This is a genomic window from Desulfosarcina sp. (genome assembly GCF_041551955.1).
In the GTDB taxonomy this organism is placed as follows: domain Bacteria; phylum Desulfobacterota; class Desulfobacteria; order Desulfobacterales; family Desulfosarcinaceae; genus Desulfosarcina.
Window position 1 is genome coordinate 1 of the sequence record NZ_JBFELV010000187.1, and the last position, 9215, is coordinate 9215.

Below are 9215 nucleotides of genomic sequence, written 5' to 3' on the forward strand. Positions count from 1 at the left end.
GCACGGGATACGATGCCATCGTTTTTGCCGGTCAATCCAAAGCACCGGTCTACCTCTACCTCGATCACGAAAAGGCTGAACTTCGCAGTGCCGATCATTTGTGGGGCAAAGATACCCATCAGACCACCGACCGGCTGCTTGCCGAGACGGATGCCAACGCCAAGGTGGCCTGCATCGGGCCGGCCGGGGAAAAACGCGTATTGTTTGCCTCCATCATGAATGACAAGCATCGGGCAGCTGGGCGCTCCGGCGTCGGGGCGGTGATGGGCAGCAAAAATCTCAAAGCGGTGGTGGTCAAGGGCAAGGGCCGCATCCCCCTGGCCGACCCCGACCGCTTCAAGGCCTTCAACAAACAAATTCTGGACACCTTTAAAGCGGGGGTTAAGGAAACCCCGCTGGGATTGACGGTCAACGGCACGGCCGGCGTGGTCATGGCCACTCAGAATTTCGGTGTCCTGCCAACCAAAAACTGGCAGCAGGGCACCTTCGACGGCTGGGAGAAGATCCACGGCGAGGAGTTGACCCGGCGATTCCTGCAGAAAAATTCGGCATGTTATGGCTGCCCCATCGGCTGCGGCCGCAAGACAAAAATCGAGGACCCCCACTTTGCCGGAGAAGGCGAAGGCCCCGAATACGAAACCGTATACGCCATGGGGTCCAACTGCATGATCGATGACCTGGCGGCGATTACCAAGGCCAACTACATCTGCAATGAAATGGGCATGGACACCATCACCATGGGGGCCACCGTCGCCTGCGCCATGGAACTGGTGGAGTGCGGCTACCTGTCGGAAGAACAGGTGGGCCGTTCGCTGGGGTGGGGCGATGCCGACGCCCTGGTGGAGCTGACACGCATGACCGGCAACCGTGAGGGCTTCGGGGATCTGCTGGCCGAAGGCAGCTACCGGCTGGCCGATCGCTGCGGGCATCCGGAACTGGCACCGGTGTCCAAGAAACAGGAATTCCCCGGCTATGAACCCCGAGGTTCCCAAGCCATGGGGCTGGCCTATGCCACCTCGCCCATCGGCGGTTCTCACATGCGCGGCGACCCCGCCTATTTCGAACTGTTCGGTGTTCCCAAATCCATGGACCCCCACCAGTGGGAAGGCAAAGCCAAGGTCACCAAAGCCTTTCAGGATCTGTCGGCCATCATCGATTCGGCTGGTTTGTGCATCTTCTTCGCCGTGCGCAATCTGGCGGCCAAGGACCTGGGGGTGGCGCCGGTGGGCATCCTGGAGTACCTGAATGCCGCCACCGGGGCTGACTATACCCTCGAAGAACTCATGCAGGCGGGGGAACGCATCATCAACGCCGAACGTCAGTTTCTGATCCGAGCAGGCTTCACCCGCAAAGATGACAGTTTGCCCGAACGGCTGACCAAAACGCCCGCGCCCACGGGCCCGGCGAAAGGTCTGGTGTGCCATCTGGAAGAGATGCTGGAGGACTATTACCGTGTGCGTGGGTGGACGGAAAACGGGCTTCCCGGAAAAGAGGTGCTCGACCGGCTTGGGCTGGCTTAACTCAAAGATGCAAATTTTCATCCAATTATATGGTGATCTCAAAAGGTATGCCCCCGGTGTTCAGAGCAAATTTACGCTGATGCTTGAACGAGGGGCTACCCTCGGAGACGTCCATGAGATGCTCGCCATACCTGAAAAGGACCACGTATCATTGATCAACGGGCGACGGTCCGATAGAAATGCGCGTTTCGAAGCAGGGGATACGCTGGTACTGATGCCGCCCATATCCGGCGGATAATACCTGATCCCGTCGGCGACCCACGTCAACCGTAATCGCTATCTGATGCAGGAATCCATCCTGACTGCGACCAAGTAACCGGACTGGGCATTCGCCGGCCGGTTGGACGGGCGCATGATGGCCACGATCATCGCAGTCGAGGCCCAGGGCGGCCTGGACAACGTTTTCTCCCTCAACGCTTCCAGAGTGGGTGCTTTTGAGTATGCGGGTTTTCATCTGATGGGAGGCGTTGGCCCAAATATGTTCCGGGGCAGGATCGATGATGAGGATTAATTTATCCGATCTCACCAATACTTCAGGTAACTTGACAATCCCGCCGGTGGGCCGATCCTATCGCCCATAATAAGCCATTTTCATAATTACATCCCTTTCTTAGACCCTGCCCTTACTATTTTAGTCGATTGAATCCAATCAAACATTGGCATCAAGGTGTTTTGCAATACGTCTTGACAAGACATGTCCATGTCAGTATGATGTCACACATAAAGAGACATGGTCACGCATAGTGAGACACATGTAGGGCCAAGTGAGCCAAAGCATATCAACCAATTCCTTGTAATTGAGAAATGATTGATGCCGCCAAAAGGTGAAAAATACTATTTTGTTGCGTCGCTGGCTAAAGGATTGCGGCTTTTGGAACTTCTTGCCGCAAAGGGCGAAATGTCTGCCTCACGCATGGCAGATCACTTGGATACCAGCAGGGCTGCCAGTCACCGCTTTTTAACTACCCTGCGTGATCTGGGTTATGTCGAGAAGAGAGAGGACGGTCAGTTTCAGTTGACATTTAAAGTCGTCGAACTCGGCATGAAAAAACTAAACGGATTCGAGATCCGCCATAGCGTGCATCCCTTCCTGCAAGAGATGGCCCTCGATTGTGGCGAAACGGTGAACCTCGGACATTGGGATGGAACCGCCATCGTCCATCTGGACAAGATCGACAGTACGGAAATATTGAGATTGGACATCGGACTGGGGGCGCTGGCGCCGGCATATTGCACCGGTCTAGGCAAGGCGGTGCTGGCTTTTCTACCTGGCCATGAGCTTGAGGACTACCTCGAATCGGTGGAGTGGGTGGCGATGTCTCCGAAAACCATTACGACGCCGAAGAAGCTAATAACCGAGATCCAGAAAATCAGAAAACGCGGCTATGCCATTGACGATGAAGAGCTGAGCCTGGGATTGCGATGCGTGGCGGCACCGATTTTTGACCACAAGGGCCGGTCGACATACGCAGTAAGCGTCTCCGGCCCCACCCAACGGATGACCAAAAAAAAGATCAATGCCATTCAGGCAAAACTGCTGCCCCTGTGCAGTCGGATCTCACGGATGATCGGTGCGCCTGAAAAATGAAATCTTCAGTTAAATCGATATGAGAGCAAATCAAAAGGAGGAAAAACAACCATGAACAAAAAGAAGATGACCCGATTCGATCTATTGAAATTAAAGCAGGACGGTCAAAAGGCGGTTTGGATTACCGCATACGACTACTGGACAGCCTCTTTTGCCGAGCAGGCCGGGATGGACATGCTGCTGGTGGGCGACTCACTGGGAATGTGCATTTACGGTTACAGTGGCACGGTCCCGGTGACCATGGACCAGTGCATCTGGCACAGCGAAGCGGTGCGACGGGGCGCAGCCAATACGTTTATTATCGGTGATATGCCGTTCTTGTCCTATCAGGTCAGTGTGGAAGAAGCCGTGCGAAATGCCGGACGATTTCACAAAGAGGCCGGCGTGGACGCCATAAAGTTAGAAGGCGGCGTACGCGTATGCCCCCAAATTCGCGCTATCGCCGACGGAGGGATGCTGGTCATGGGGCATATCGGACTCACTCCGCAGAGTTCGGGTCAGCAGGGGGGGTTCAAGGCCCAAGGGCGAACCGCAGAGACGGCAAAGGAAGTTATCGAGGATGCCAAGGCAATCGAAGCTGCAGGTGCCTTCGCACTGCTAGTGGAGGCCGTACCGCCCGAAGTCTGCGGAATTATTCGCGAACAGCTGAGTATCCCGGTATACAGCATCGGTGCCGGCTGGGAAGCCGATGGACAACTCATGATCTGCAGCGATGTGTTGGGTATTTTTCAGGCCTTTACGCCCAAATTCGTTAAAAAATATGAAAACCTGGGAGAGAAAACAGTTACCGCATTCAAGCAATACGCCCAGGAGGCCCGCAACGGAGAGTTCCCCAAAGAAGAACATGCGTACAAAATGGTTGATGGAGAATTGCCCAAGCTCAAAAAGCTGATCGGCTGATCGATTTCGCCTGTCTGGTTTCTAAGGCACAGCAACGCCAGGCCTGCCGGGCCAGAATAATTTACCCAACAAGTTACATTTAATGGAGGCAAACATGTCTGACGTATTGAAAACAATTCGTGATTTTATGGAAAAAGAAGGTATTCCCGGCCGAGACGGCTATGATTTGGCTGACTCGACCCAGTCCTTTCCGGATGGTGCCCATTGGCGGATCGAGATCGCCGGCGTCGAACGGGCCACAACCATGGAAGCCATGATCGACGAGGCCAAAAAACGCAATGTCGTCGTTCACCGCGCCATCGCCACCGTAGGCGGCTCAACCTACTGCGATTTTGAGGAACTTAAGGCCATGGCTCAGATGGCCTATGACGAGAAGATCGAATTGGTCATGGTGGTCGGCCATCGTAAAGGCTGGGATGCGGGCTCCTAAGAAGCCGCGACCCACGAAGGGCAGATGCAGGGATTTCGCCTGAGGGGTTCGGACAACATCTCCTACCACATCGCCGACATCATGAGAAATATCGAAGCCGGTGTGCGCGGCTTCCTCGTCTATGACGAAGGCGTGTTGTTCATTCTCAACAAGATGCGTGCAGAAGGGGTTATTCCGGCTGAAACCATCTTTAAATTTTCGGTATTCGGCGGGTACTGCAGTGCGGCCGGTGCCAAGGTGGTCGAGTCCATGGGGGTCAATTCCTTCAACCCGCTTTCCGACGTCTCCCTGCCGATCCTGTCGTCCATCCGCAAGACCGTGGATATCCCCCTGGACGTATATGTGATTATCGTCGACGCTTTTGGCGGCATGTACCGTGCCTACGAGGCGCCGGAGATTGCCCGTGTCGCGGCACCGGTCTATTTTAAAATCGAACCGGGCACGAGTGAAGGCGACATTTATAAGCCATGGGCATTCGAGTCTTTCCATCGGGATCTGGTGCGTGAAAAAGTCAAAATGGCCCAGGTGATTCAGGAACTGATGGGCCGTCACGCCCCACAGTTAAAAACGTCCGGGAAGGGACCGGCCGATTTGATCCTGCCAGTGGTCGGTTAATCGTTGGGTCGCTTATACGGGCCCAGATTGAAAATTCGAAGACGACCAACGATCCGAACACGCCAATGGACAGCCTTTGGCATGATTGGCTGAGTCGTTGAGAACGATTTGCCATAGCCATCGGACGTCGGTAAGAAACTAGCATCAATAGTAAATTAAAGGTGACCAAGATGAATAATGTTTTTGAAGTAGCGATCAACACCCTTAATCAAGCCGGAAGGATCGGCGGAATTGACGAACGGGTGATGAAAATCCTTCAGGCGCCCAAGCGGATTCAACAGTTCCATATACCCCTGAAGCTCGATAGCGGCGATTTCAAGGTCTTTCCCGCTTATCGCGTTCACTATTGCGATGCCCTGGGGCCTTGCCGCAACGGCACGCGCATCCGTCCCAACCTCACCTTGGACGAGATCAAAGCCCTGGGCCTGTTCATGACCATCAAACACTGCGCGGCGGCCATCCCTGCAGGCGGCGCCAAGGGCGGCATCCAGGCCGATCCGTCCGAATTGACCCAAAACGACATGGAGCGGCTGGTGCGCGCTTTTGTACGCGCACTCTCCCCCAAGGGCCCCTGGGCCGACGTTCCCGGCGCCGATATCGGTACCGGTGAGCAAGCCATGGCCTGGATGCTCGACGAATACGAGCAGATTACCGGCCATCACTGCCCGGCGGCCATCAATGACAAACCGGCTATTCTGGGGGGCTCGGCAGGTGGTGAAGCGGCCACCGGTCGTGGCGTATTCATTACCCTGAAGGCTGCGGCCGAAGACCTCGGCATGGATATCTCCAAAAGCAGGGCCGTAGTCCAGGGCTTCGGTCAGGTTGGATCAGCGCTGGCAGAGCTCCTCGATGCCGAAGGGGCCAGAATCGTGGCGGTAAGCGATGTGTTCGGCGGCATCTTCAATGCCGATGGCATCGACATCCCGGCGCTCAAAACCCATGTGGCCGAAACCGGCAAGGTGGTCGATTTTCCCGGCACCGAGCCAGTCGCCAATGAGGAAATTTTCGCCATCGACTGCGATATCATTGTCCCGGCTGCCGTGCAGAGCGTCATTCATCAGGGCAATGCCGCCGATGTCAAGGCTAAGCTGATCGTGGAAGGGGCAAATGGCCCGGTAACCACCGAGGCCGATGAGATCCTGGCCGGAAAAGGAGTGACCATCGTTCCCGATGTGGTGGCCAACAGCGGCGGTGCCACCGTCTGCCACTTTGAGCGCACCCAGGGGCTTTCCGACCAGTACTGGGACCTGGACACCGTCAATGCCATGCTGGAAAAGCGGATTCTCGCAGCTTATCGCGATGCGGCAGAAACGGCCCGGGTTCACGACGGGGCTACGTTACGGACCGGCACGTGGATCAGTGCATTGAAGAAGATTGAAAAAGCCATGAAACTAAGAGGTTGGGTGTGATTGAACCGTCGACCCAATGGAGGAGCTATGACCCTGTTTAAAAAAAGCGAATACCTCGAACGCCTTGGCAATACCAAGACTCGGATGGCAGATGCCGGAATTGAAGTGCTGGTTGTCTCGGATCCAGCCAACATGAATTACTTGACCGGATATGACGGATGGTCATTTTATGTACCCCAGTGTGTCGTGGTCAGTCTGGATGCGGATACCCCCATGTGGATCGGGCGGCGAATGGATGTGGCCGGCGCACGGCATACCACCTTTTTGTCACCAACGGATATCATCGGATATCCGGAAAACTATATTCAGACCCTGCAGCGGCATCCCATGAATTTTGTGGGGGATGTGATTGCCGAGCGAGGCTGGGGGGCAAAGACCATTGGCGTGGAGATGGATGCCTATTATTTTACCGCCCGCGCCTACGCCGAGCTGCAGAAAAACCTGCCCAACGCATCCTTTGCCAATGCCGACCTCTTGGTGAACTGGATTCGCCTGGTCAAGTCGGATGCCGAGATTTCTATCATGCGTGAGGCTGGTCAGATCGCCAACCGGGTGATGACCACGGCCATCGAGCGTCTCGAACCGGGCGTTCGCGAGTGCGATGCCGTGGCCGCCGTATACCAGGCGCAGATGTCGGGAACCGAGGCATTCGGCGGAGACTATCCGGCCATCGTGCCCATGATGCCCACCGGAGAGAAGACCTCGGCGCCTCACCTGACATGGACCGATGCACCCTATGAGAACGAGCAGATGGTCAACCTGGAGCTGGCGGCCTGCCGGCATCGCTATCACTGCCCCATCGCGCGTACGGCCTATTTAGGTAAAAACCCGCCGGCCAAGCTGGTGGAACTGGCCAAGCACACCGTAGAAGGCCTCAATCTCACCCTGGACGGCATCAAACCGGGAATGCGTGCAGAGGAGGTGGAACTGATTTGGCGTTCACACATCGCCAAGGTCGGCTTGGAGAAAGAGTCACGCATCGGCTATGCCATGGGTCTCAATTACCCACCGGATTGGGGTGAACATACCGCCAGCCTGCGCCCCGGCGACCAGACCATCCTGGCTACCAACATGACCTTTCACATGATCTTGGGCATGTGGATGGATGACTATGGATTCGAATGCAGCGAGTCGTTCCGTGTCAGCGAAGAAGGCTGCGAGACCTTCGCCGATGTGCCCCGCAAACTGTTCGTCAAGGGATAAGCAAGCGCATGATCTATCAGGCTAGAAAAGGACAAGTCAGCAGCGGAGAGGCCATCGGTATCCTCCTTTTGGATACATCGGTACCCTTCATCCCCGGTGATGTGGCCAACGCCACCACCTACCCCTTTCCAGTGCGTTTTCGCAAAGTCGAGGGATTTACGGTAGCGCGTGCCATCGGTAAGGACCCCTCGATCTACGATGGTCTGCACCATGCGGCCTGTGAGCTGGTGGACCAGGGGGTACGAGCCATTACCGGTGACTGCGGGTTCATGGCTCTGCATCAAAAGCGCTTGGCCCGTGAACTCCCGGTTCCTGTGTTTCTCTCCAGTCTCTTGCAGATTCCGTTTATTCTCTCCATATTGGGTGAGAGCGGCAAGGTCGGTGTGATCACGGCTGATGGGCGCAGCCTGGATGAAGCGCTGCTGGCCGCCGTTGGGGTGACCGATGTCGATCGACTGGTCATCCAAGGGTTGGAAGAACAGCCCGACTTTTACCGGTTTGCCATCGAAGAGTCGGGCTCACTGGACCCGACCAAAGTGGAAGCCGAAGTGGTAGCTGCCGGCCGTTGTCTCATGGCAGCTGACGATTCGGTGAAGGCCCTGCTCCTGGAGTGCAGCCTGCTGCCGCCATATGCCTCAGCCTTGCAAAGGGCGCTTCAAATGCCGGTTTTCGACTACATCAGCATGATTAACTTCGTTTTTTCGGCAGTGGTCAAACAACCTTACGAGGGCTTCATATAAAGTAGCCATACGATTCGTTTTCAAGAGGCCAACGAGACATGGACATTCAGATATCTGAGCAGATCGAAACGTATCGCGATGAACTGGTCGCGCTTCGGCGGGATTTCCATCAGCATCCAGAGCTAGGCTTTGAAGAGTATCGCACCGCAACAGTGGTTGAATCCTACCTACAGAACCTGGGTCTGACCACCCAGCGCATGGCCAAAACCGGCGTAATTGCACTTCTTGAAGGCTCCCGCCCGGGTCCCGTTCTGATGCTGCGGGCGGATATGGACGCCCTGCCGGTTAGCGAAGAGAATGAATTTGAATACAAGTCCCAAAACCCGGGCATCATGCATGCGTGTGACCACGACGCGCACATGGCCATGATGCTGGTGGCGGCCAAGGTCCTGACGCAGAATAAACACGCCGTTGCGGGAACGATCAAATTCGTGTTCCAGCCCGATGAAGAGATCGCCGGTGCCCGGGCCATGGTTGGAGAAGGGGTCCTTGACCACCCCACGGTCGATGCGGTGATGGGCCTGCATGTCTGGACACCAGTTGAATCCGGAAAAATCGGCATCACAGCAGGGCCGGTGATGGGCGGACTGGACGTCTTTAAAATGACCATTTTCGGCAAAGGGGGCCATACCGGCGTCCCGGAGGATGCTGTAGATCCCGTGATTGCCGCGGCCAACCTGATTCAGACGGTGCAGATGATCCAGACCCGGGAGATCAGCAACCTCAAGTCGACCGTCATCATGTTCGGCAAGATTTCGGGGGGCACCAAGAGCAACATCATCCCGGACAAGATCGACCTGGAGGGCTCCA

11 protein-coding genes are annotated in these 9215 nt (G+C 55.9%); all 11 read left to right on the forward strand.

Features of this window, described 5'->3' with window-relative positions:
- The coding region (locus ABYV26_RS14460) for an aldehyde ferredoxin oxidoreductase family protein (protein ID WP_372682059.1) at window positions 1-1520 on the forward strand (1520 nt) is incomplete at its 5' end.
- Between the two features lie 7 nt (window positions 1521-1527).
- Complete coding sequence (locus tag ABYV26_RS14465) at window positions 1528-1758, forward strand: MoaD/ThiS family protein (protein ID WP_372682060.1); 231 nt, start codon at window positions 1528-1530, stop codon at window positions 1756-1758.
- A 114-nt stretch (window positions 1759-1872) separates the two neighbouring features.
- Window positions 1873-2031, forward strand: coding sequence for a hypothetical protein (locus ABYV26_RS14470; RefSeq protein ID WP_372682061.1), 159 nt, complete (start codon window positions 1873-1875; stop codon window positions 2029-2031).
- 300 nt (window positions 2032-2331) lie between these two features.
- Window positions 2332-3108, forward strand: a complete 777-nt coding sequence (locus tag ABYV26_RS14475) for an IclR family transcriptional regulator (protein WP_372682062.1) — start codon at window positions 2332-2334, stop codon at window positions 3106-3108.
- Between the two features lie 51 nt (window positions 3109-3159).
- Entirely contained in the window at window positions 3160-4008 is an 849-nt protein-coding gene (gene panB, locus ABYV26_RS14480) for a 3-methyl-2-oxobutanoate hydroxymethyltransferase (protein WP_372682063.1), read from the forward strand.
- A gap of 94 nt (window positions 4009-4102) precedes the next feature.
- Window positions 4103-4438, forward strand: a complete 336-nt coding sequence (locus tag ABYV26_RS14485; protein WP_372682064.1) for a hypothetical protein — start codon at window positions 4103-4105, stop codon at window positions 4436-4438.
- 24 nt (window positions 4439-4462) lie between these two features.
- Window positions 4463-5053 (forward strand): hypothetical protein, encoded by a 591-nt coding sequence (locus tag ABYV26_RS14490; protein ID WP_372682065.1) that lies wholly within the window; start codon window positions 4463-4465, stop codon window positions 5051-5053.
- Window positions 5054-5223: 170 nt separating this feature from the next.
- Window positions 5224-6462 (forward strand): Glu/Leu/Phe/Val dehydrogenase, encoded by a 1239-nt coding sequence (locus ABYV26_RS14495; RefSeq protein WP_372682066.1) that lies wholly within the window; start codon window positions 5224-5226, stop codon window positions 6460-6462.
- A gap of 27 nt (window positions 6463-6489) precedes the next feature.
- Window positions 6490-7665: a M24 family metallopeptidase gene (locus ABYV26_RS14500; RefSeq protein WP_372682067.1), complete on the forward strand. Its 1176-nt coding sequence runs from the start codon at window positions 6490-6492 to the stop codon at window positions 7663-7665.
- 8 nt (window positions 7666-7673) lie between these two features.
- Window positions 7674-8405, forward strand: a complete 732-nt coding sequence (locus tag ABYV26_RS14505) for an aspartate/glutamate racemase family protein (RefSeq protein WP_372682068.1) — start codon at window positions 7674-7676, stop codon at window positions 8403-8405.
- Between the two features lie 38 nt (window positions 8406-8443).
- Window positions 8444-9215: M20 family metallopeptidase (locus ABYV26_RS14510; RefSeq protein ID WP_372682069.1), on the forward strand; the 772-nt coding region annotated here is incomplete at its 3' end.